We start from the raw sequence: 20,708 nt of genomic DNA on the forward strand, positions 1-20,708 counted from the left end.
GCCGGGTCAGGCGGTCTACTGGGCGGCGGCCTCGGTCAGCCGCTCGCAGAGCACGCCGGAGAGCGCCGCCGTGGTGCCGAAGCTCCACAGCAGGGTCGGCGAGAGCTTCAGCCCGAAGGCCGCCTCCAGCCGGTTGCGCAGCTCCAGGCCCATCAGCGAGTCGAGCCCGAGCGCCTTGAACGGGGTCTCCCGGTCGATCGCGCCGGCCTCCAGCCGGAGCACCCGGCCGGCCAGTTCGCGCACCTTGGCCTCGACCAGCGGCGGCCACCCGTCCTGCGCGGTGGCGGCCAGGCCGGCCAGGAACTCGCTGCCCGCGGTGGCGGCGCCGCCGTCCTGGGAGAGCTCGCGCAGCACCTGCCAGCTGCGCTGGGCGGCGGTGTCCGGGTAGGCGTCGAACCACTGGCGCAGGTTGAGCGGCACGTAGCCGAGCACCTGCTCCTCGCCGCCCAGGAAGCGGGTGAGCGCCGTCCAGGCCTCCTCGGCGGTGAAGCCGCCCATGCCGCGCTCGGCCAGCCGGGCGCCGCGGTTGGCGTCCAGCGCCGCGAGGCCGATCTGCTCGAACGGGCCCCACTGCACGCTCAGCCCGGGCAGGCCGCGGCGGCGGCGGTTCTCCGCCAGTGCGTCCAGGAAGGCGTTGCCGGCCGCGTAGGCGGCCTGGCCGGCGTTGCCGAGCAGCGCCGCGGCGGAGGAGAAGAGCACGAACAGGTCCAGCGGGTCGTCGGCGGTGGCCGCGTCCAGGTGCCGGGCGCCGTCGATCTTCGGCGCCAGCACCCGCTCCACCTGCTCGGCCGTCAGGTTGAGCACGGTGGCGTCGTCCAGCAGGCCGGCCGCGTGGAACACCCCGCGCAGCGGCGGCAGTTCGGAGCGCAGTTTGGCCAGCGTGCCGTCCAGCGCCTCGGCGTCGGTGACGTCCACCCGGGCAGTGGCCACCTGCACGCCGCGGGCCCGGAGTTCGGCGATCCGCGCCTGGGCCTCGGCGGTCGGCTCGGAGCGGCCGAGCAGCGCCACCGCGCCGGCCCCGCGGTCGGCCAGGAAGCCGGCCAGCGAGAGGCCGAGCGCGCCCAGGCCGCCGGTGATCAGGTAGCCGCCGTCGGCGCGGAACCGGCCGCCGGGCAGCGGGTCCGGGGCGATCTCGGTGACGGTGGCCGGGTCGCTCAGCACGAACTTGCCGATGTGGTCGCCGTGCGACATGGTGCGCAGCGCCTCGGCCGCCTCCGCGAAGGAGTACGGCAGCACCGGCAGCGGCGCGATCCGCCCGGCCGCCACCTCGGCCCAGACCTCGGCGAAGAGCCGGGCGAACCGCTCCGGCCGGCGGTCCATCAGGCCGGCCAGGTCCACCGCGCTGAGCGAGATGCCCTTGCGGAAGGCGGAGAGGCTGACCGGGCGGGCGCCGTAGATGTCCTTCTTGCCGACCTCGACGAACCGGCCGTCCTCGGCCAGCAGCTCCAGGCCGAGCGGGATCGCCGCGCCGGTCAGCGAGTTGAGCACCACGTCGACGCCGCGCCCGCCGGTGGCGGCGCGCGCCCCGTCGGCCCAGGACAGGTCCCGGGAGTCGAAGACGTGCTCGACGCCCAGCTCGCGCAGGTACTGCCGCTTGGCCTCGCTGCCCGCGGTGGCGATCACCTCGGCGCCGAGCGCCCGGGCGATCCGCACCGCCGCCAGGCCCAGGCCGCCGGTGGCGGAGTGCACCAGCACGGTCTCGCCGGCGGTCAGCCGGGCCAGCTCCACCAGCCCGTACCAGGCGGTGGTCAGCACCAGCGGCAGCGCGGCCGCGTCGGCGTCGGAGAGCTCGGCGGGCACCGGCCGGGCGTGGTCGGCGCGGACCGTCACGTGCGAGGCCATCGAGCCGAAGGCGCAGGCCACCACCCGGTCGCCGACCTGGAAGCCGGTGACCTCCGGGCCGATGGCGCTGACCGTGCCGGCGCACTCGCCGCCGAGCAGGTCGGCGCCGGCCGACTGGTCCGGGTAGGTGCCCATCGCCTTCATCACGTCGATGAAGTTGGCCGCCGCGGCGCTCACCGCGATCTCGATCTCACCGGCGGCCGGCACCCTGCGGGCCAGCGGCAGGTAGTGCAGGCCGTCCCAGAAGCCGGGCCGCACCGGGCTGAGCCGGAACGGCTGGGCGGGCGTGCGCCAGGGGGCCGGCGCCTGGTCGGTGTCGGTGTCGGACAGCTCGCCGCGCAGCAGCCGGCCGACCAGCCGCTGCCCGCCGCGCAGCACCACCTGGTCCTCGCCGTCGCCGGCCAGCAGCTCGGCGGCGGCGTCCGCGGCCCAGTCGTGGTCGAAGGGCTGACCCGGCAGCAGGTCCAGCACCAGCGGCTGCAGTTCGGGGTGCTCGCGGCGCAGCACCCGGGTGAAGCCCCAGAACAGCGCCGCGCCCGGGTCCGGCCGGTCGGCGGGGGTGACCGCCTGCGCGCCGGTGGTGGCCACCGCGAGCCGGACCGGCGCGCCGGGCGCCAACGCGGCCCGGACCACGGCGGTCAGCGCCAGCAGCGCCCCGCGCTGCTCGGCCAGGCCGGCCTCGGCGGCCGGGGCGACGAAGACGATGCCGTCCAGCTCGCCGGCCGAGCGCAGCCGTTCGGCCCAGGCGGCCTGGTCGGCGGCCGCCGCGCCGGTGACCCGGAGCAGCTCGGCGCCGAGCGCCGCGGCCAGCCGCTCGCCGGTCTCCCCGCCCTGGTGGCCCTCGCAGACCGCCCAGCGGCCGGCCGGCCCGGTCGGCTCGGGGCGCGGCACGGCGCGCAGCCGCAGCCGGTGCACCCGCTCGGCCTCCTCGCCGGACTCCTCGGTGAGGTCCAGCTCCTGCAGGGCCAGGCCGGCCAGGGTGAGCAGCGGGCGCCGCTCGGTGTCGAAGAAGTGCAGGTCCACCCGGCCGTCCTCGCGGCGCACCGCGTGCGACCAGAGCTCGGTGACCGGCTCGGCCAGGTCGCCGGCCAGCTCGATCCGCTCGACGGCCACCGGCACCACGGCCTTGTCACCGGCGCCGAGCGCCAGCGAGACCTGCAGCGCGGCGTCGAAGAGCGCCGGGTGCAGCCCGTGCGGGCGCAGGCCCGCGCGGCAGCGCTCGGGCAGCCGGATCAGGCCGAGCGCCGAGGTCTCGTCGATCCGCAGCTCCCGCACGCCCTGGAAGGAGGGGCCGTAGTTGAGGCCGCGGGCGGTGCAGGAGGCGTAGAACTCCTCGGCGCCGGTCGGCTCCACGGCGGCCAGGGCGGCGGGGAAGGCGGCCGGCTCGGCGGCCGGACGGCGCCCGTGCACCCGGGCGGTGGCGTGCGCGGTCCAGCCGGTGGCGCCGGCCGGCAGCGAGAGCAGGGTGAAGCTGCCGCCCTCGGCCACGTCGTCGCGCCAGAGCACGCCCAGCCTGGCCGGCTCCTCGGTCAGCGTCAGGTCGCTGGTGAAGGCGAAGCCGGTCAGGGCGGCGGGCAGCGAGCCGGTGCGGGTGCGGGCGGTGGAGAGCGCGAAGGCCATCATGGCCGCGCCGGGCAGCACCACCGCGTCGTGCACCTGGTGGTCGCGCAGCCACGGGTGGTCGGCCAGGTCCAGCTCCAGCGCGCCCTGCCAGGCGTCCTGCTCGGCGGCGGCCGGGGTCAGCGCGAACTCCAGGCCGCTCGGGCCGGCGGCCTTGCGGCGGCCCGGGTTCGGCCAGTAGGCGGTGCGCTGCCACGGATAGCCGGGCACCGCCACCGGCGCGCCGGCCGGGCCGGTGCCGAACGGCGCCAGGCCCTTCACGTAGCCGAGCGCGAAGGCCCGGGCCAGGTCGGCCGGGCTGCCCGCGTCGCGGCGCAGGGTGCCGAGCACCGCGGGCGGCTCCGGGCGCAGCGCGGCCAGCTGCTCGATCGCCGGGACCAGCACGGTGTGCGGGCTGATCTCCACCACGTGGGTGACGCCCTCGTCGAAGAGCGCGCTCATCGCGTCGGCGAAGAGCACCGGGCGGCGCAGGTTCTCCACCCAGTACGCGGTGTCCATCTCGGGGCCGTCCAGCCGGGCCAGCCGCACGGTGGACATCAGCGGCACCGCGCCGGTGCGCGGGCGGACCGGCGCCAGGGCGGCCAGCAGGTCCTCGCGCAGCGGGTCCATCTGCGGGCTGTGCGAGGCGTAGTCCACGTTGACCAGGCGGCAGAAGACGCCCTCGGCGTCCAGGATCTCCTTGAGGGTCAGCACCGCGTCCTCGTCGCCGGAGAGCACGCAGGAGCTGGGACCGTTGTTGACGGCCAGTGAGACCAGCTCCTCGAAGCCCTCCAGCGCCTTCTCGGCGCCGGCCACGTCGAGGTCCACGGCCAGCATCCGGCCCTTGCCGGAGGTGCGGCGGGCGATCGCGCTGCGCCGGGCCATCACCAGGGCGCCGTCCTCGTAGGAGAGGATGCCGGCCAGGGTGGCGGCGGTGACCTCGCCCTGGCTGTGGCCGATCACCACGTCGGGCTCGACCCCGGCCTCCCGCCACAGCTCGGCCAGGCCCAGCGACATCGCCCAGAGCACCGGCTGCAGCATGTCGATCCGGGTCAGCCACTCGTCGCCGGCCTCGCCGGAGACGATGGCCGGCAGGTCCCACTCGAAGTGCGGGGCCAGCGCGGCGGCGCAGCGGTGGATCACCGCGGCGAAGGTCGCGCTGTGGGCGAACAGCTCCCGGCCCATGCCGGCCCACTGGGAGCCCTGGCCGGGGAAGACGAAGGCCGTGCGGCCCCGGGGGCGCGACCGGCCGGTCACCAGGCCGGGCAGCTCGACCGCCGGGTCGGCGGCGAACTGGCGCAGGCCGTCGGAGAGTTCGGCGCCGCTGGCGGCGACGAAGGCGGCCCGGACCGGGAAGTGGTCGCGGCGGCGGCCCAGCGTGGCGGCCAGTGCGCGCGGCTCCGGCGCCGACTCCGAGGTCAGCAGGTCGGCGACCTCGGTGGCGCGGGTGCGCAGCACCTCCTCCTGCTGGGCGGAGAGCGGCAGCAGCACCGGACCGGTGGCCGCGGCCGGCTCGGCCGGCTCGACCGGCGGGGCGCTCATCAGCACCACGTGGGCGTTGGTGCCGCCCCAGCCGAAGGAGTTGACGCCCAGGTAGACCGGGCCGTCCTGGGGCAGCGGCAGCGGCTCGCGCACCACCCGGACGTTCAGCTCCTCGAACGGGATGTCGGGGTTCAGCCGCTCCGAGTGCAGGCTGGGCGGGACCACGCCGTGCTCCAGCGAGAGCAGCGCCTTGACCAGGCCGGCGATGCCCGCGGCGGCCTCCAGATGGCCGATGTTGGTCTTGGCCGAGCCGATGCCGAGCGGGCCGAGCGCCCGGTCCCGGCGCAGGCCGATCACCCGGCCGATGCCGCCGGCCTCGATCGGGTCGCCGCGCCGGGTGCCGGTGCCGTGCGCCTCCACGTAGGCCAGCCGGTCCAGCGGCACGGTGCCGTCGCCGTAGGCCTCGACCAGCAGCGCCTCCTGGCCGTCCGGATTCGGGGTGACCAGGGACTCGCCGCCGCCGTCGTTGTTCACCACGGTGCGCACGATCACGCCGTGCACCCGGTCGCCGTCGGCCAGCGCCTTGTCCAGGGTCTTCAGGTAGAGCGCGACCACGCCCTCGCCGCGCACGAAGCCGTCCGCGTCGGCGGAGAAGGCGTGGCAGCGGCCGGTCGGGGAGAGGCCGCCGAAGTGGGTCAGGCCGATCGACACGTCGGGGGCCATGATCAGGTTGACCCCGCCGACCACCGCGCCCTCCACCTCGCCGGCCCGCAGCGCCTGGGCGGCCAGGTGCAGCGCCACCAGGGCGGAGGAGCAGCCGGTCTCCACGGTCAGGCTCGGGCCGGTCAGGCCGAGGAAGTAGGAGACCCGGGCGGCGGCCACGTCCAGCGCGTTGCCCACCGCGCTGTGCTGGCTGGCACCCGCGCCGCGCTCCTTGCGGAGGATCTCGTAGTCGTGCCAGGAGGCGCCGACGTAGACACCGGTGCGGCTGCCGCGCAGGTCGGCGGCCGGCCGGCCGGCGTCCTCCAGCGCCCGCCAGCTCGCCTCCAGCATCAGCCGGTGCTGCGGGTCGATGTCCTCGGCCTCCCGCGGGGAGATGCCGAAGAAGGTCGGGTCGAACTGCTCGACCTCGGCCAGGAAGCCGCCGACGGCCTGCACCGGCTTCTCCGGGTCGAGCTGGGCGGCGGCGTCCCAGCGGTCGGCGGGGACCGGTCTGATCGCATCGCCGCGGTCCATCAGCAGTCGCCAGAAGCTCTCGATGTCCGGGGCCCCGGGGAAGCGGCCGGCCATGCCGACGACGGCGATGAGCTGACCGGGATCCTGGGTGACTTCGTCTGCGTGCATGGTGGTCGTCCTCGGGGTTCGCGGTGTCGGGCCGTCAGGCGGAGGCGGGAGCGGGCTCGGCCGCCCGCAGGTCCACCGGGTCGATCGGGTGCGGGGCGTTGATCACCTTGTCGAAGATCCGGTACTTGGCCGGCAGGCTGTTCAGGGTCCGGTAGCGCAGCCGGCGCAGCGCGGTGCGCAGCGGGGTGCGCTGGGCCAGCGCGGACTCCTGCAGCCGCTGGAAGCGGGTGACGAAGGCCTTGTGCTTGCGCCGGCTCGCGGTGAACTCCGCGAAGGCGGCGGCCGGGACCACGCCGTCCTGCCCGGGCGCGGCCAGTGCGGCGGCGATCACCGGCACCAGGCAGACCGCGTCCTGGATGGCCAGGTTGACGCCCTGTCCGAGGATCGGGGTGCAGGTGTGCGAGGCGTCGCCGATCAGCACCAGGCCGTCCCGCGACCACTGCGCCACCTCGGCGGTGAAGATCTCCAGGAAGCTGGTGTCGTCCCAGGAGAGCAGGTGCTCCTTCAGCAGCGGGGCGAGCCGCGGGTCGATCGCGGCGAGGCTGTCGCGGAACGCGCCGAAGCCCTCCTTGCGCAGGTCGCCGAGGCCGCGCTTGGGCAGGTTGGTGCCCACCCGCAGGAAGTCGGGGAAGGTCGGCAGCACCACCAGGTGCTTGTCCCGGGAGACCACCAGCTCGGCGCCGTTGCCCCAGTCCGCCGGGCGGGGCAGCTTGAAGGAGAGGAAGTCGCGCTGCATCGGCTGCACGTCGGCCGAGATCCCGGCCGACTTGCGGACCTTGGAGAACCGGCCGTCCGCGCCGACCAGCAGCCGGCAGCGCACCTCGGCGCGCGAGCCGTCGGCCAGCTTCAGCACCGCGCCGCGCACCTGGCCGCCCTCCTCGATCAGCGAGTTGAAGGCGGTGCCGGACAGGTAGGTGTAGCCGGGCAGTTCGGCGGCGGCGTCGTTGAAGATGCCGATCAGCGCGGGCTGCGGGATGTCGATCGGCAGCACGCCGACCGGGAACTTGTCGTAGTCGACCCGCAGGACCTGGCGGCCCTCCATCCGCATGGTGACGCTGGTGGTCTCCAGGTAGCCGTGCTCGGTCAGCGCCGGGCCGAAGCCGAGCCGGCGCAGCGTCACCGCCGAGGGCGCGGCCAGGGTCTCGCCGCGGAAGTCGCGCTCCAGGCCCTGCTGCTTCTCGACGACCAGCACCTCGATGCCGCGCCGGGCCAGCAGGCAGCCGAGCAGCGCGCCGGCGGGACCGCCGCCGACGATCAGGACGTCCGTGGTGACCGGGACGGTCATGACATCTCCCAGTTCTCGAGCAACTGCTTGGTACGGGCGAGGACCTCCGAGGCCAGGGCGCCGTCCAGCACCCGGTGGTCGAAGGCCAGGGACAGGGTGAAGACGGGGGCGACGCGGATCTCGCCGTCCACCACCACGGCGGCGTCGGCGATCCGGCCGACGCCGAAGCCGAGGGTGCCGGAGATCATCGGGAAGATCGCCCGGACCGGCTCCTGACCGACCGAGGTGACCGAGAAGACGCCCTGCAGCGCGGCCCGCCGCAGCGGGTTGCGCATCGCCAGCCGGTAGACCAGCCCGGCCACCGGCAGCGGCAGCCTCTGCATCCGGCGCAGCTGGGCGAACGGGCCCTCGGGGTCGTCCAGCGAGGCGTTCTTATAGGTGTCGATGGCGTCCTGCACCTCGAGCACCGAGCGGTCCTGGACCGACTCCACGGTGCCGGAGACCACGCAGCGGGTGCCGTCCGCGGTCTTGTCGAAGAGCACCTTGGCGTGGATCTCGTCCAGCACCGCGATCCTCGGCCGCAGGCCGTCGGTGAGGACGGAGCGGGCGGCCGGGACCTGGGCGACCACCTCGGCGGCGGCCTTGACCACGAAGCTGATGTAGCTGGCCTTGCCGTCGGTGGCGGCCCGGGCGGCCTTCAGCGCGGTGGCGTCCACATCGGCCATCAGGAAGACGTGGCAGGTGTTCCGGGCGTCCCGCAGGAAGGTGTAGGTGCCCTTGCGCGCGGTCGGCAGCGGGTGGACGGCGGGGCTCACGGGGCCGCCTCCGGCTCGCCGGCCAGCGCGGCCAGGTCGGCCAGCGACTCGGCGGCCATGAACCGCTCGTAGTCGATCGAGGTGCCCAGCTCGCGCTCCAGGAAGACCAGCACCCGCAGCGCGTTCACCGAGTCCCAGCCCTCCAGCTCGGCCAGTGGCCGGGCGGCGTCCAGGGTCTCCTCGTCCAGGTCGAGCAGCTGGGCGACCACGTCCTTGACGGCCTGTTCAGAAAGCACGGAAGGTCTCCTCGTCCTCGGTGACCCGGATCCAGCGCGGCAGCTCGGCCGGGCCCTCCAGGTCGTGGTGGTAGTCGGCGGAGCCGGCGGGCGCGCCGGCCTGCTCGGTGAAGCCGAGCGCGGGGAAGAAGCCGGCGAACTTGCCGTTCCTGGGGGTCTCGGTGAAGCGGGCCCGGACGGCCGGCGCCCCGGCGGCGCGGGCGGCGCGCAGCACCAGGCCGACCACGGCGTCCTCTACGTTGCGGGAGAAGACCCGGCAGCTGAGCACCATGTTCTCGATCCGCCAGGCGCCGTCCGCCTCCCGGCCGATCGAGACCGCGCAGATCAGCCCGTTGTCGCCGAAGCGGTCGGCCAACCGGGCACCGAACAGGGCCAGTGCGCCGCCGGCCGTGCGGTCGGCCACCTCGGCCTCGGTGTACCGCAGGCCGGTCAGGTTGAACTGGTTGGTCTTGCCGAAGAGCTGGACGATCCGGGCGGAGTTGAGCGGGCCCAGCGGCTCCACCACCAGCTCCGACTCCAGGCCGAGCAGGTAGTCCTCCAGGCTTCCCGCGCTGCGCTCCAGGTCGGCGCGCTGCACCTGGGCCCGGTAGAGCGCGGTGCGGCCGCGGTCCTCGGCGGTCAGGCCGAGCAGGTTGAAGTCGCCGCGGGCGGCCAGCAGGGCCGCGTACCCCGCCGGGTCGGCGGGCAGCTCCACGGTGGCCACCTGCGGCAGCAGCTCCCGCATCAGGCCGCGCTCCACCGGGTTGTCGTCGACGAAGACCATGGCGTCCACGCCGATGTTCAGCGCCTGCGCCTGCGCCTGGACGGCCTCCGGCTTGGGGTTCCAGCCGGCGCTGACGGCGACGAAGGAGTCCGGGCCGAGCACCATCTCGGGGTGGGTGGCGATGGCCTCGCGGGCCAGCTCCTCGTCGTTCTTCGAACAGACCGTCAGCAGCACCCCCTGGGTCATCAGGTCCTTTGCCAGCGACTGGAGTTCGCGGTGCGCGGAGCCGGGGTAGCTGTTGCCGAGCCTGAGGCCGGCGATGCCGTCGTCGCCGACCACGCCGCCCCACAGGGTGTTGTCCAGGTCGAGCACCAGGGCCTTGGCGGCCCGGCCCGCCTGGGCCCGCACCACCCGGGTCAACTCGGCCGCGTATGCGCGTAGATACTCGGCCGCGAAAAGGTGCCCGGCGGCGTGGCGCATCCGGTGGGCGGCGAAGACGGTGCCCGCGTGGGCGGCCACGCCGTCGGCGGAGAGCACCACGGTGGCCTGGCGGGAGGCGGCCAGCTCCAGGATCTCCGCGTTCATCCGGTGCCAGGCGGCGTCGAGGCGGGCCTTGCCGCGGTAGTCGATGATCCGGTCGCGGCGCAGCGGGGTCAGCGGCACGGTGCAGAGCACCACGGTGCCGCCCAGCGCCTCCCGGCAGGCGTCGGTCCAGCCGGCCAGCTCCTGCGGGAAGGCGGCGCAGCGGGCCTCGACCTCGGCCAGGTCCAGCGGGTCGGCGACGCCCTCGAAGACCGCGGCGTCGTCCAGCAGCAGGCCGGTCAGGTCGGGCTGGTGGTCCTTCAGCTCAGGGCCGCCGGCCAGGATCTCGAACCGCCACTGGTTGAAGCCCGCGCAGCGGATCTCCGGCAGGATGCCGCCGCGCACCAGCTCGGCGGTGAGCAGGGCCGGCAGCGAGTCCAGGGTGGAGCTGCCCAGCAGGGCCAGGCGCTGCGGGCGGTAGCCGCCGGCGGCCGCCAGCTGGGCCCGCTGCTCGGTGCCGAGCAGCAGCGCGCCGGCCGCCTCCAGGTCCAGCGCGTCGCCGTCCCGGTCGAGTTCGGCCAGCAGCTCGTGCACCCGGTCGCGGGAGCCGGTCAGGCCGGCGCGCTTGAGCGCCCGGAGCTCGCCCAGCGGGCTGCGGCGCTTGGCGGTGGGCTCAACGGACATCGGACACCGCCGAGTTGCGCAGCGCCAGGCCGGAGATGACCCACTTGGAGGACTCGATGGTGGCGACGAAGACCCGGTCGTCGGCGCCGGTGATCCGCTGCTGGGCGCGGAAGAGCTGGATGAACGGCAGGGCGTTGCCGTTGTTGCCGGTCTCGGCGACCACCGAGACGTTCTGCTCCTCGGAGACCCCGAGGGACTGCCGGATCTGCTCCGACATCGAGCCGTTGAGCTGCGGGGTGAGCACGTGCTCCACCTCGGCCAGCGGCCAGCCGGTGGCGGCGACCAGCTCGTCCAGCACGGTGGCGGCCAGGCCCGGCACGTGCTCGGCGATCGCCTTGTAGTCCTCCTCGCCCATCGGCTCGCGGATCTCCTTGCCGCCGGCCGTGGTGATCATCGGTGCGCCGTCGGCGCCGTACCAGCGGACCACCTGGGCGGGCTTGCGGCCCTTGCCGACGGTGCGCAGGAACAGGTGCTCGACCAGCAGGCCGGGGCCCTCCTCGCCGGCCTCGACCACGGCCGCGCCGGCACCGTCGCCGAAGAGCGCGAAGTTCGCCAGCTCGGCGGAGCTGATCTTCTGGATGTCGCGGTCGGCGGGCCAGAGCTTGACCACGCTGTCCGCGCCGATCACCAGGCCCCGGCGCAGGCCGCTGAGCAGCATCGCCCGGGCGGTGAAGAGGCCCTGCAGGGCGCCCGCGCAGCCGGAGGTGAGCTGGAAGGTCGGCAGGTCGTTCATGCCGAGCCGGTCCGCGACCAGGTTCGCCGTGGAGGGCATCAGGTGGTCGGGCGAGCCGGTGGTCAGGATCAGGAAGTCGATCGACGCCGGGTCCGCCCCGGCGGCCGCGAGCGCCCGCTCGCCGGCGGCGGTGGCCAGGTCCCCGGTGTTCTTCGGGGCGTCCCCGGCACCGTCCGGCTCGCAGAAGTACCGGCTGCGGTTGCCGGTCATCCGCTCGAGCCACTTCTCGTGCAGACCGAAGCGCTCCGCCATGTCCCGATTGGTGACGGGCTCGCCCGGCAGCACCTCGCTGAGGCCGATGATTCTCAAGGGTTCGGGTCCTTGTCTTCGAGTCCGGGGCGTGGAGGGGGGTGAACTCCATGGCGGGCGCGCGACGTTGACGGTCCGCCGGGGCGAGGGAGCGCCGGGAGCCCGCATGGCGAAACGTTTCCGCGCCCGGCGGTGCACGGTGCCGCCCGCACACCGCCGGCCGCGGTGGTTCGGCAGGTACCGGGGCACCGATGACAACCGCTCCACCGGCAGCGACGCTAGGAGCGCGACCTTTGGGGGGGCTAAAGGCGCACGGCCGGGGGGCCTGAAGGGCGGTGCGGAAAAGCCGCGGCGCGGGGCGCGGAGTGCGGTCGCCCGCACCCCGTGCCCCGCGCCGTCAGGACGCGCAGTGCGGGTTCTCCGCCCAGAAGTAGAGGACGCCGGTCCCGGGGTCCAGCAGGTAGTCCGGCGCCGAGGGGCCGGAGCCCGGCGGGGCGTCCTGCTGCACCCAGCCGCCGTCGTCCTGGCCGAGCAGGGCGGAGAGCTGCGCGGGCACCTGGACCACGGGGGCGTGCCAGGTGCCGCTGCCGTGCAGCCGGGCGGCCTCGCCGTCGGCCAGCCAGGCGATGCCCTCCAACCGGAAGTCGGTGGGGCCGACTTCCCGGGAGCCGGTCGCGCCGAGCGGGTGGGAGGTCCAGCTGACCTTCTGCGCCTTGGCCGGCAGCGCCACGCAGGTGGCCAGCGCGGCCGCGTCGGTCCTGAGCACCGGGGCCGAGGGTGGGGCCGAGGCCCGGTCCCGCGCAGCGCCGCCGGCTGTGCAGGCCGTCGCGGCCAGGGCGACCAGCAGCAGCATCCCGGCTCCGGCAGCGCGCATCCGACGTCCCCCCGACTTCCCGATCAAGGCCCGTCCCTGCCACATGACGCACCGTCGGACGGAGCGGTTCCACCCCGGGCCCGACACGAACGGGTGATGATCACGCGTCACGGTTCGCATCCGGAGTGTTGCGGCCGAACAGGCGACCCCGGTCGCTACGTTGGGGGTCATTCCAGCACGTGACCGGGTGTCTGCAGCCCCGGTGCCGCGTGCTGCCCCCGCGCACCTCCACGAGGAGAACCCGTGATCTCGCAGACCAAGAGGGCCTTCGGCTCGGCGATCGTGGCACTGGCCGCGGCCGCCACGCTCACCGTCAGCGTGCCCAGCACCGCCGCCTACGCCATCGACCACATCCCGTGCGTCGGCGGCCGGGACGACTACCTGAAGATCTGGTCGCACCTCAACGGCACCGACAGCGTCGACTGCTACGCCAACGCCGGCCGGACCGACTTCGGCGGCTGGTGGGTGGACCGGATCTCCACCGGCAACAACGATCTCATCTACAACGACGCCAACGGCGATTCGGTGCGGATCGACCGCTGGCACGACATCACCTTCCCGAACCGCCCGCCGAAGGTCGCCTCGATCCAGATCCTCTGACCGACCCGGCGTCAGCAAGCGCTCCTCCGCCGCACGGCGGAGGAGCCTCAGCGGCGCAGATCGGTGATCACCCTGCGGCGCTCGGCCAGGCCGTGGGGGTAGTGCACGGCCACCACCTCGCCCCTGCGCCAGAGTTCGATCCGGTAGGGCAGCACGCCGACCAGCCGCAGCACCGCGGCGAACGGGGCGAGCAGCAGCCGCAGCACGAACTCGACGGTCCAGGCGGCGCTCAGCACGGTGATCACGACCAGGCCGGGCAGGGCGATCAGGAAGGAGATCGGGTCGTCCCCCAGCCCGCTCGGGAAGAGGTCCAGGGCGATGCCCGGGTCGACCCGGCGGAACCAGGCCAGCCGGCGCTTCTTCAGCCGCCACTTGACGCCCTGTCCGTCCTGCCACTTCATGCTCGCTGCCTTCCCCCGGCCCCCGCAGTCCCGGCGAATATGCCAGAGCCGGGCAGGGCTGTCACCGTTTCGCTCGGCGAAAGCTCAAATCCCGCACAGATCCGCCTTCTGGCAGGTACGGGTCGGCCTCCCGCGGGTACCGTCCCCGTCAAGGGGAGAGAGCGGCTGGGGGAGGTTGCACCGTGCCGGAGTCGACACAGTGGCCCTTGGTGTGGGCCGGGTTCCTGCTGATCGCCGTGAGCGTGCGGCTGTCGGTGACGGTGCGGTCGCACCGGCACCGCCGGCTGGGCGTCGGGCAGCGGCCCAGCCACCTGGAGTGGCTGCCGGGGCTGGCCGGCCTGATCGCGGTGGCCGACGAGGGGCCGCGGATCCTGCGCGCCGACAGCGCGGTGCAGGCCGTCGCCGGCGGGCTGGCCCGGGTGGCGCTGGCCGGGGTGCTCGGGCTGCTGCTCTACGGCGGGATCGTGCTGGTCCGGCGGCTGCGCGGCTGACCGGACCGGCGGGAGCGGGACCGATCGGGTCCGAAAAGTGATGCCGCCGTCTCCGGGGCCACCAGGGGCGATGCGGCAGAATCGTCAGCATGACCGATTCCGACGGCGCGCCCGACCCCGGCAGAGCCGCCCCCAACGCCGAGCCGAACTATCCCGACCAGGTGTTCCGCTCGACGCCCGGCATGATCTCCGGCGTCCTGCTGCTGGTCGTGGCCGGCTGGCTGATCGTGGACGCCATCGCGTCCAGCACCGGCAAGACCCCGTGGGTCGCGCTGGCCGCCGCCCCGGTGTTCGCACTCCCGGTGATCGCCTACACGCTGCGCCCGGCCGTCTCGGTCGGCGTGGACCGGCTGCTGGTGCGCAACCCGCTGCGGACCGTCACCATCCCGTGGGCCCAGGTGGAGGCGCTGCGCGCCGGGTACTCGGCGGAGGTGGTGGCCGCCGGCCGCACCTACCAGATGTGGGCGGTGCCGGTCTCGCTGCGCCAGCGCAAGAAGGCCAGCCGCCGGGCCATGATGGAGACCGCGGCCGGCGACCCGCGGCTGGGCCGGATCTCCCAGGCCGGCAAGGGCCGCCGCGGCGCAGTGCCCGGCGCGCCGGACCCGAACCGCGCCTGGTCCGACCAGGTGGTCGACATCATCCGCGAGCAGGCCGAGCGCAACAGCATCCGCCCGACCGCCAAGGGCGAGGTCACGGCGAGCTGGTGCTGGTGGATCATCCTGCCGACCCTGGCCGGGCTGGCCGCCCTGATCACCCTGATCGCCGTCTGACCGCGGACACGAGGAGGGCCCGCACGGTGCACCGTGCGGGCCCTCCTCGTGTCCGCGGGGCGGCGGCTCAGATGCCCGCCGCCACCGCCAGGTCGCGCTTCAGCCCCGCCAGCAGCTCCGCCGCCCGCTCACGCGCCCCGGCCAGCTCCGCCGCCGAGCCGACCGGCAGCACCACCTCCAGGTAGCACTTCAGCTTGGGCTCGGTGCCGGACGGCCGGACCACGATCCGCGCCCCGCGCACCGCGTCGCCCGCCAGGTGGTAGCGCAGCCCGTCGGTCGGCGGCAGCTCCGCCGAACCGGCGGCCAGGTCGTCGGCCCGGGTGACCGCCAGCCCGGCCAGCCCGGTCGGCGGCCGCTCGCGCAGCCGGCGCATCGCGGCGCCGATCAGCGACAGGTCCTCGACCCGGACCGAGAGCTGGTCGGTGGCGTGCAGGCCGTGCGCCACCGCCAGCTCGTCCAGCAGGCCGGTCAGGGTGCGCCCGTCCCGCTTGAGCCCCGCGGCCAGCTCGGCGACCACCAGGGCGGCGGTGATGCCGTCCTTGTCGCGCACGCCCGCCGGGTCCACGCAGTAGCCCAGCGCCTCCTCGTAGCCGTAGCGCAGGCCCTCGGCGCGGGAGATCCACTTGAAGCCGGTCAGCGTCTCGGCGTAGTCCAGCCCCGCCGCCGCCGCGATCCGGCCGAGCAGCGAGCCCGAGACGATGGTGGTGGCGAAGGTGCCGGCCACGCCCTTGGCGGCCAGCGCGGCACCGAGCAGCGCGCCCACCTCGTCACCGCGCAGCATCCGCCAGCCGCCCGGCGCGGCCGGGTCCGGCACGGCCACCGCGCAGCGGTCGGCGTCCGGGTCGTTGGCGATCACCAGGTCGGGGGCGGCCTGCCGGGCGGCGGCGAAGGACAGGTCCATCGCCCCCGGCTCCTCCGGGTTGGGGAAGGCCACGGTCGGGAACTCCGGGTCCGGCTCGGCCTGCGCCGGGACCACGGTCGGGGCCGGGAAGCCGGCCTGCTTCCAGGCGGCCAGCAGGGTGTCCCGCCCGACGCCGTGCAGCGGGGTGTAGACGACCTCCAGGTCGCGCGGCCCGGCCGGGTCCAGCACCGTGGCGGCGCGGGCCAGGTAGGCCTCCAGCACCTCCTCGCCGAGCAGCTGCCAGCCGTCCGCGGCCAGCGGCACCTGCGCCAGCGAGGCGATGGCGTCGATCTCGGCGGCGATCAGGCCGTCGGCCGGCGGCACGATCTGCGAGCCGTCGCCCAGGTAGACCTTGTAGCCGTTGTCCTGCGGCGGGTTGTGGCTGGCGGTCACCATCACGCCGGCCGCCGCACCCAGGTGGCGGATCGCGAAGGCGAGCACCGGGGTGGGCAGCGGGCGCGGCAGCAGCGCGGCGCGCAGGCCGGCGCCGACCATCACGGCGGCGGTGTCCCGGGCGAACTCGGCGGACATGTGGCGGGCGTCGTAGCCGACCACCACCAGGTCGCCCGCGCCCTCGGCCCGCAGGTGGGCGGCCAGGCCGGCGGCGGCCCGGATCACCACGGCCCGGTTCATCCGCATCGGCCCGGCGCCCAGCTCGCCGCGCAGCCCGGCGGTGCCGAACTGCAGGCGGTCGGCGAACCGCTCGGCGAGCGCCGTCCAGTCGCCGTCCGCCTCGGCGGCGGCCAGCAGCTCGGCCAGCTCGGCGCGGGTGCGGGGGTCGGGGTCCTCGGCCAGCCACTGCTGGACGCGGGGCCTGAGGGTGGTGGGGTCGGCCATCGCTCACTCCGCTTCTAGGGGTCGTTCGGGGGCAGGGAACGGCCCGGGCACCCCGACCGCGGGGTGCCCGGGCCGACGGGGGATCAGATCCGCTCCAGCACCTTCGCCAGCAGCGCGCCCATCCGCTCGGCGGATGCCTTGCCGGCCTCCAGCACCTCGGCGTGGTTCAGCGGCTCGCCGGTGATGCCGGCGGCGAGGTTGGTGACCAGCGAGATGCCCAGCACCTCGGCGCCGGCCTCGCGGGCGGCGATCGCCTCCAGGGTGGTGGACATGCCGACCAGCTCGCCGCCGATCGCCCGGGCCATCCGCACCTCGGCCGGGGTCTCGTAGTGCGGGCCGCGGAACTGCACGTAGACGGCCTCGTCCAGGGTGGAGTCCACCTCGCGGCAGAGGTCGCGCAGCCGCTGCGAGTAGAGGTCGGTCAGGTCGACGAAGTTGGCGCCGACGATCGGGGAGTCCGCGGTCAGGTTGATGTGGTCGCTGATCAGCACCGGCTGACCGGGCACCCAGCCCTCGCGCAGGCCGCCGCAGCCGTTGGTGAGCACGATGGTCCCGCAGCCGGCCGCGGCGGCGGTGCGCACGCCGTGCACCACGGTGGCCACGCCGTGGCCCTCGTAGTAGTGGTTGCGGCCGAGGAAGATCAGCGCGCGCTTGCCGCCGATCTCCACCGAGCGGATCTTGCCCGCGTGGCCGGCCACGGCGGGGGCCGGGAAGCCCGGCAGGTCGGTGACGGAGATTTCCGCCACCGTCTCGCCCAGCGCGTCGGCGGCCGGCACCCAGCCGGAGCCCATCACCAGGGCGACGTCGTGGCGCTCGGCACCGGTCAGCTCGCGCAGGCGGGCAGCGGCGGCCTGGGCGGCGGCATAAGGGTCGGCGGACACGGCGGTCAGAGGAGAAGCGTTCACACGGCGAAGGATAGACGGCAAACCCCTACGCGCGTAGAACAACCTGCCGGACCACGCCGGATCGTTACCAGGTTGACCCGAAAACACCGGGTTCGGCCGGTGTCCGACGGGTGGACTTGGAGGAAACTCCAGTTGTCCGGCGGACGCCCTCCCGGATTCCGGCTCAGCAGGGGCGTCGGCGCAGGTCCAGCACGTAGTCGTCGGGGGCGCCGGCGCTCTCCGCGGCGTCCGCGATCAGGCCGAGGTAGCGGGCGGCGGGCAGGCCGCCCTCGTAGTCGTTCAGCACGTAGGTCCAGACCGGCACCTCGCCGTCCAGGGTGTGCGCGCGCAGCCGGATCTTGCGGTAGATCCCGAGCTGCAGGCCCTCCCAGCGGTCCAGGCCCTCCTGGTCCATCGGGGCCACGTCGTAGAGCGAGACGAAGACCTGCTCCTTCTCGTCCTCCACCACGGTCGCCAGCGAGCCCTCCCAGCCCAGGTGCTCGCCGCCGAAGGTGAGCCGCCAGCCGTCCAGCCAGCCGGTGCCGCGCAGCGGGGAGTGCGGGGCGCGCCGGCTCATCTGCCGGGCGTCGAGGTTGGTGGCATACGCGGCGTAGAGCGACATGGGCGCCAGCCTACGGGAGCCGCCGCTGCGATCGGCCGCCGCCCGGGCGCCGCCAGGTCGGCGGCCGGTGGTGTGACGCGTCACACCCGCGGCCGACCGGCCGAACCCGAGGGCCGCTGTTCGCGCCTGACGCGCTGTGCGGGACAATGGTGCTCGTGACTCGGATCGTGATCATCGGTGGCGGACCCGGCGGCTACGAGGCGGCCCTGGTGGCCGCCCAGCTCGGCGCGGAGGTGACCGTCGTCGATCGCGACGGCCTGGGCGGAGCGGCGGTGCTGACCGACTGCGTGCCGTCCAAGACACTGATCGCCACCGCCGAGGTGATGACCGGTTTCGACGCCTCCTACCAGGAGCTCGGCATCACCCTGGACGGCGAGAGCGACCGTCCGATCAGCGTCGACCTCGGCAAGGTCAACCGGCGCGTCAAGCGGCTGGCGATCGCCCAGTCGCACGACATCACCCAGTCGGTCACCCGGGCGGGCGTCACGGTGCTGCGCGGCACCGGCCGGCTCGGCGGCGGCGGGCAGGCGGCGGACGGCTCGCGCGAGGTGGTGGTCACCGCCGCCGACGGCTCCACCCAGTCGCTGCGCGCCGACGCGGTGCTGGTCGCCACCGGCGTGCACCCGCGGGAGGCGCCGGACGCCCGGCCGGACGGCGAGCGGATCCTCAACTGGACCCAGGTCTACGACCTGGAGGAGCTGCCGGCCGAGCTGATCGTGGTCGGCTCCGGCGTCACCGGCGCCGAGTTCGCCGGCGCCTACCAGGCGCTCGGCTCCAAGGTGACCCTGGTCTCCAGTCGCGACCGGGTGCTGCCGGGCGAGGACCCGGACGCGGCCGCCGTGCTGGAGGACGTGTTCCGCCGCCGCGGCATGAACGTGATGAGCCGGCTGCGCGCCGAGTCGGTGAAGGTCGTCTCCGCCAAGACCGAGGAGGGAGCCTCCTCGCCGAAGGCGGGCAAGGAGGGACGGGCCGGGGACCGGGTGGAGGTGACCCTCTCCAACGGCGAGGTGATCAGCGGCACCCACTGCCTGATCGCGATCGGCTCCATCCCCAACACGGCCGAGCTCGGCCTGGAGGAGGCCGGGGTCAAGCTGAACGACTGGGGCCAGATCAAGGTGGACCGGGTCTCCCGCACCTCCGCCCCGGGCGTCTACGCGGCCGGCGACTGCACCGGCGTCTTCATGCTCGCCTCGGTCGCCGCCATGCAGGGCCGGATCGCGATGTACCACGCGCTGGGCGACGCGGTGCAGCCGCTCAACCTGAAGACCATCGCCTCCAACATCTTCACCGACCCGGAGATCGCCACGGTGGGCTACACCGCCGCCGACGTCTCCTGCGGAAAGATGGACGCGGTCGAGGTCAAGCTCCCGCTGCGCGGCAACCCGCGGGCCAAGATGCAGGGCATCCGGGACGGCTTCGTGAAGCTCTTCTGCCGCCCGGGCACCGGCATCGTGGTCGGCGGCGTGGTGGTCGCGCCGCGCGCGAGCGAACTCATTCACTCGATCTCGCTCGCGGTCGACAACAGCTTGACGGTCGAGCAGGTGGCGAGCGCCTTCACGGTCTACCCCTCGCTGTCCGGTTCCACCGCCGAAGCGGCTCGCCAGCTGCACATTCGCAAGCGGGCCGAGAGCGAATCCTGATCGTTTCACCCCGCCGGACGGGTGGTTCGCCCGGACGGCGGGGGTGCGCCGGAGCATGCCGGCGCGCATTGTACGGGTGTGCGCCGCGTGTGGGCGAGCAGTTCCAGTTACTAGCGGCAAACGCCTGAAAGCCGACCGTCAGGAGAGTTACCGTCGGTTCTGTGTTTGCTGCAGAACGTCGCCAGTTGATCCTCGAAATGGTGCGGGCCAACGGAGCCGTGTCGCTCCGTGAGCTGGCCCGTGTCGTCCAGACCTCCGAAGTCACCGTCCGGCGGGACGTGCGGGCGCTGGAGGCCGAAGGGCTGCTCGACCGCCGGCACGGCGGCGCGGTGCTCCCCGGAGGCTTCAGTCGCGAGCCCGGCTACCCACAGAAGACCCACCTCGCCGCCGCCGAGAAGAGCGCCATCGCCGACCTCGCGGCCACCCTGGTCGAGGAGGGCGACGCGGTGGTGATCGGGGCCGGCACCACCACCCAGGAGCTCGCCCGCAGACTGGCCCGGGTGCCGGGCCTGACCGTGGTGACCAACTCCCTGCTGGTCGCCCAGGCCCTCGCGCACGCCAACCGGGTGGAGGTGGTGATGACCGGCGGTACCCTGCGCGGCTCCAACTACGCCTTGGTGGGCAGCGGGGCCGAGCAGTCCCTGCAGGGGCTGCGGGTCACCAAGGCCTTCATCTCGGGCAGCGGCCTGACCGCCGAGCGCGGCCTGTCCACCGCCAACATGCTGTCCGCGAGCGTGGACCGGGCACTGGTGCAGTCGGCTGCCGAGGTCATCGTCCTCGCCGACCACACCAAGCTCGGCACGGACAGCATGTTCCAGACGGTGCCCACCGACGCGGTGACCCGGCTGGTCACCGACGAGCAGGCGGCCGGGCACGACCCGACCGCCCGGGAGCTGGACGCGCTGGCCGACTGCGGGGTGCAGATCGCCCTGGCCCCGCTCGGCCTGGCCGCCGAGCCGCCGGGCCACCCGGGCCTGGACCGCCAGCCGCAGCAGGGCCAGCAGCCCGGCCTGCGGCGCGGCCCCGGCGGCGCCCCGCTGCCCGGGCAGCGCCGGCCCGGCACCCACGGCGGACCGCCGCCCGGCCACCTGCCGACCAGGCTGGCCGGGGCCCGCTGACAGCGGTGGCCCGCCGGTCGCAACCAGCGGGCCACCAGGGGGATGTCTTCCGGATCGCGCCGGGCGGGCGCCGCCGGGGCAGGCACCCCGACGACGCCCACTGTCCGGCGCGACCCGGAGGACACCCCTCGGGACT

The 20,708-nt window shown here is 74.6% G+C and carries 16 protein-coding genes; 5 read left to right on the forward strand and 11 right to left on the reverse strand.

Going from position 1 to position 20,708, the window contains the following annotated elements; genetic code table 11:
* Positions 1–15: 15 nt before the first annotated feature.
* The 7 genes from ACFYNO_RS04755 to ACFYNO_RS04785 all read right to left on the reverse strand — a co-directional run bounded on the left by ACFYNO_RS04755 (position 16) and on the right by ACFYNO_RS04785 (position 12,308).
* Positions 16–6,267 (reverse strand): SDR family NAD(P)-dependent oxidoreductase, encoded by a 6,252-nt coding sequence (locus ACFYNO_RS04755; RefSeq protein WP_388005212.1) that lies wholly within the window; start codon positions 6,265–6,267, stop codon positions 16–18.
* Positions 6,268–6,301: 34 nt separating this feature from the next.
* A complete protein-coding gene (locus ACFYNO_RS04760) occupies positions 6,302–7,552 on the reverse strand; it encodes an FAD-dependent monooxygenase (protein WP_388005215.1) in 1,251 nt (416 codons plus the stop codon).
* Entirely contained in the window at positions 7,549–8,307 is a 759-nt protein-coding gene (locus ACFYNO_RS04765; RefSeq protein WP_388005218.1) for a 2-oxo acid dehydrogenase subunit E2, read from the reverse strand. The genes ACFYNO_RS04760 and ACFYNO_RS04765 overlap by 4 nt, the downstream gene beginning before the upstream one ends.
* Positions 8,304–8,543 carry an acyl carrier protein gene (locus ACFYNO_RS04770; protein ID WP_388005221.1) on the reverse strand — a complete coding sequence of 80 codons (240 nt, stop codon included), beginning with the start codon at positions 8,541–8,543 and terminating at the stop codon, positions 8,304–8,306. Before ACFYNO_RS04770 ends, ACFYNO_RS04765 begins: the two co-directional genes overlap by 4 nt.
* The gene (locus ACFYNO_RS04775; RefSeq protein ID WP_388005224.1) at positions 8,533–10,452 is read right to left on the reverse strand and encodes an HAD-IIIC family phosphatase; all 1,920 of its coding nucleotides are present in this window, start codon (positions 10,450–10,452) and stop codon (positions 8,533–8,535) included. The genes ACFYNO_RS04770 and ACFYNO_RS04775 overlap by 11 nt, the downstream gene beginning before the upstream one ends.
* Entirely contained in the window at positions 10,442–11,494 is a 1,053-nt protein-coding gene (locus ACFYNO_RS04780; protein WP_388005227.1) for a 3-oxoacyl-ACP synthase III family protein, read from the reverse strand. Before ACFYNO_RS04780 ends, ACFYNO_RS04775 begins: the two co-directional genes overlap by 11 nt.
* 337 nt (positions 11,495–11,831) lie before the next feature.
* On the reverse strand, positions 11,832–12,308 hold the full coding sequence (locus tag ACFYNO_RS04785) for a hypothetical protein (RefSeq protein WP_388005230.1): 477 nt from the start codon (positions 12,306–12,308) through the stop codon (positions 11,832–11,834).
* A gap of 243 nt (positions 12,309–12,551) precedes the next feature.
* On the opposite strand from ACFYNO_RS04785, the gene ACFYNO_RS04790 reads away from it, so the two are divergent.
* Positions 12,552–12,908 (forward strand): beta/gamma crystallin domain-containing protein, encoded by a 357-nt coding sequence (locus ACFYNO_RS04790; RefSeq protein WP_388005233.1) that lies wholly within the window; start codon positions 12,552–12,554, stop codon positions 12,906–12,908.
* A 47-nt stretch (positions 12,909–12,955) separates the two neighbouring features.
* Here ACFYNO_RS04790 and ACFYNO_RS04795 read toward each other — a convergent pair whose 3' ends face one another.
* Positions 12,956–13,309 (reverse strand): hypothetical protein, encoded by a 354-nt coding sequence (locus tag ACFYNO_RS04795; protein WP_388005236.1) that lies wholly within the window; start codon positions 13,307–13,309, stop codon positions 12,956–12,958.
* A 182-nt stretch (positions 13,310–13,491) separates the two neighbouring features.
* Here ACFYNO_RS04795 and ACFYNO_RS04800 point away from each other — a divergent pair, with 182 nt between their 5' ends.
* Complete coding sequence (locus ACFYNO_RS04800) at positions 13,492–13,800, forward strand: hypothetical protein (protein WP_388005239.1); 309 nt, start codon at positions 13,492–13,494, stop codon at positions 13,798–13,800.
* An 89-nt stretch (positions 13,801–13,889) separates the two neighbouring features.
* Complete coding sequence (locus tag ACFYNO_RS04805) at positions 13,890–14,570, forward strand: PH domain-containing protein (protein ID WP_388005242.1); 681 nt, start codon at positions 13,890–13,892, stop codon at positions 14,568–14,570.
* Between the two features lie 67 nt (positions 14,571–14,637).
* Here the strand turns inward: ACFYNO_RS04805 and ACFYNO_RS04810 are convergent, their stop codons facing one another.
* From ACFYNO_RS04810 to ACFYNO_RS04820, 3 genes are all read right to left on the reverse strand, one after another.
* Positions 14,638–16,308, reverse strand: a complete 1,671-nt coding sequence (locus ACFYNO_RS04810) for a phospho-sugar mutase (protein ID WP_388005244.1) — start codon at positions 16,306–16,308, stop codon at positions 14,638–14,640.
* Positions 16,309–16,391: 83 nt separating this feature from the next.
* A complete protein-coding gene (locus tag ACFYNO_RS04815) occupies positions 16,392–17,213 on the reverse strand; it encodes a purine-nucleoside phosphorylase (protein WP_388005247.1) in 822 nt (273 codons plus the stop codon).
* Positions 17,214–17,376: 163 nt separating this feature from the next.
* Complete coding sequence (locus ACFYNO_RS04820; protein WP_388005250.1) at positions 17,377–17,814, reverse strand: gamma-glutamylcyclotransferase; 438 nt, start codon at positions 17,812–17,814, stop codon at positions 17,377–17,379.
* A 146-nt stretch (positions 17,815–17,960) separates the two neighbouring features.
* On the opposite strand from ACFYNO_RS04820, the gene ACFYNO_RS04825 reads away from it, so the two are divergent.
* Together ACFYNO_RS04825 and ACFYNO_RS04830 are read left to right on the forward strand one after the other, a co-directional pair.
* Complete coding sequence (locus tag ACFYNO_RS04825; RefSeq protein ID WP_388005253.1) at positions 17,961–19,454, forward strand: NAD(P)H-quinone dehydrogenase; 1,494 nt, start codon at positions 17,961–17,963, stop codon at positions 19,452–19,454.
* Between the two features lie 197 nt (positions 19,455–19,651).
* A complete protein-coding gene (locus ACFYNO_RS04830; protein ID WP_388005503.1) occupies positions 19,652–20,572 on the forward strand; it encodes a DeoR/GlpR family DNA-binding transcription regulator in 921 nt (306 codons plus the stop codon).
* The last annotated feature ends 136 nt before the right edge of the window (positions 20,573–20,708 follow it).

Source organism: Kitasatospora sp. NPDC006697 (assembly GCF_042869935.1).
GTDB lineage: Bacteria > Actinomycetota > Actinomycetes > Streptomycetales > Streptomycetaceae > Kitasatospora.